The organism is Olsenella sp. CU969, from assembly GCF_905219715.1.
In the GTDB taxonomy this organism is placed as follows: domain Bacteria; phylum Actinomycetota; class Coriobacteriia; order Coriobacteriales; family Atopobiaceae; genus Granulimonas; species Granulimonas faecalis.
The window spans coordinates 1-1795 of sequence record NZ_CAJMXC010000145.1 but is presented as its reverse complement, the minus strand read 5'-3'; the positions used below and the strand labels follow the sequence as shown (position 1 = coordinate 1795).

Here is a 1795-nt window from a genome sequence, read left to right as displayed (position 1 = left end):
CCCCAGGGCCATGAATTATCGAAAAGGGCGCGTGACAGGTGGGTCNGGCACCGGTGTCACATCGCCGCGCCGGAGGCGGCGAGCACCCGGTCGAGCACCGCGTCCCAGGAGAGGGCCGTGGCGTCGAGCGACGGCTCCGGGTCCGCGAGGGACGCCGCGAGCTGCCCGGCCAGCCGCGCCTCGAAGGCGGGGAGCTCGTCGGGGCGGGGCTTGTCGACGTCGGTGACCGTGGGCGGCGCCACCCAGCGCACGGGGGCGTCGGGCAGGCCGGCCGCGAGCCAGGGGCGCACGCCCGGCAGGTCCGTGAGCACCGCCTTGCAGCCGCAGGCCAGGGCCTCCACGGCCACGAGGGGCAGGCCCTCGAAGAACGACGGCAGCACGAAGGTGTCGGCCGCGCGGTACTCCGCCGCGAGACTCGCCGGGTCCAGGCGCCCGAGGAACTCCACGGGGGTGGAGAGCCCCTCCGCGGTCGCGCGGATGGCGTCGCACTCCGCCTGGGCGCTCCCCCACCCGCCGGCCAGGCGCAGCCGCGACGGCCCCCGGCCCTCGCGCTCCAGGCACGAGACGGCGGCTAGCAGGGACGGCACGCCCTTGGCCCGGCAGACCTTCCCCACAAAGAGGAGGGAGCCGGGGTCGCGGGGGACGGCCGGGTCGGGATGGAAGACCTGCGGGTCGTAGCCCACGCCCACCACCGTGACGGCTCCGGGGTCGATGGAGAAGACGTCGGCGATCTCCTCGACCTGCGCGTCGTGGAGGGCGCAGACGCCGTCGAGGGCGCGGACGGCGGGGACGATCCTGTCGCGCCCGAGGCCGTGCTGACGGAGCNNCCGAAGGTCCGTGGAGTGGCTCACGGCCACCACGGGGATGCCGTCCACGACCTCTCGCACGACGGAGGTGGCGAGGTAGAGGTGGTGGCAGACCACGACGTCGGGGCGGAGCCCCGCCACGGCCCGGCGCACCGTCCGGGAGAACGCACGCACGAAGGCCTCCTCCACCGCCGGCGTGAGGTCGCGGTAGCGCGTGGCCGGGTAGGGCATCACNTCGCTCATGCCGCACACGTGGAACGGGAGCTCCCCGGTGCAGAAGCGCACGGGGTAGACCGCGGCGCCGGCGGGAACGGCGTCCAGGGGGTCGCCGTCGTCGATGCCGCAGACCACCGCGGCCTCGTGGCCGGCGGCAAGCTCGCTGCGCACGAGGGCCGAGAGGTACGTGCCGCTGCCGGTGGAGTCGGGCTTCTGTGCCGACACGTTGAGGATGCGCATGCTAGGCCCCCGCCGCGCAGTCGGCCGTGCCGCCGCGGAGCATGGCGAGCCCGTGGGAGACGGCGCCCACCACGGCGGAGAGGTTCTCCACGGCCGCCCGCGGGCTGCCCGGCACGTTGACGATGAGGGTGCGGCCGCAGATGCCGCTCACCTCGCGCGAAAGGCAGCCGTGGGGCGTCTTGGNCAGGGACACCGCGCGCATGGCCTCGGGGATGCCGGGGCACAGGCGCTCCGCCACCTGGAGCGTGGCCTCGGGCGTGAGGTCGCGGGGCGAGAAGCCCGTGCCGCCGGTGGTCACCACGAGGGCGACGTCGCGCGCCACGTAGCCGCGGAGCGCGGCCGCCACCGGCTCCACGCCGTCGGGGACGATGGCGCGGTCCACCACGGAGAAGCCGTTCTCGGCGAGGAGGTCGGCGACCGCGGGGCCGCTGCCGTCGGGGCGCTCGCCGCGGGAGCCGCGGTCCGACACGGTGAGGACGGCGGCGGTGAACGGTGCGTCGGGGCAGGCGTGGGGCATGGCGTTCCTCTCGGAG

General features: G+C 75.6%; 2 protein-coding genes. Both read right to left on the bottom strand.

The features are described from left to right. Window positions 1-56: 56 nt before the first annotated feature. Window positions 57-1262 (bottom strand): glycosyltransferase family 4 protein, encoded by a 1206-nt coding sequence (locus JX283_RS08255; protein WP_204830145.1) that lies wholly within the window; start codon window positions 1260-1262, stop codon window positions 57-59. Between the two features lies 1 nt (window position 1263). After that, on the bottom strand, window positions 1264-1779 hold the full coding sequence (locus tag JX283_RS08250; protein WP_204830146.1) for a molybdenum cofactor biosynthesis protein B: 516 nt from the start codon (window positions 1777-1779) through the stop codon (window positions 1264-1266). Window positions 1780-1795: the final 16 nt, after the last annotated feature.